1 protein-coding gene is annotated in these 252 nt (G+C 57.1%); it reads left to right on the top strand.

All coding sequences use genetic code 11. From position 1 onward, the window contains the following. Positions 1–135 precede the first annotated feature (135 nt). Positions 136–252 (top strand): integrase core domain-containing protein (locus tag ACZYOF_RS44865; protein ID WP_463719723.1); only part of this gene is annotated, 117 nt, incomplete at its 3' end.

Below are 252 nucleotides of genomic sequence, written 5' to 3'. Positions count from 1 at the left end.
CTTCTCATAGTTAGCAAGCAGTTGATCCAGCAGTTCAGGTGTAATCGTCGTGTCGGTCGTCATGTGAGTCTCCTCGGTAAGGTAAACTCACAGAAACCTGCTTACACATTCTTTCTGACACCCTCTCACGAGCGCATGCATCTTACCCTGTTGCAGGAGGCGGCCAACCCGCCGGCACACAGCCTGCGCGACCAGCTCAAGCGCCTGCGCGCCTTCCAGCAGCGTTACAACGAAGAACGCCCGCACCAGGCG

This window comes from Bradyrhizobium sp. LeoA1Lang, assembly GCF_055413685.1.
The sequence above is the reverse complement of the archived record's forward strand: the minus strand, read 5'-3'. Positions and strand labels throughout refer to the sequence as shown.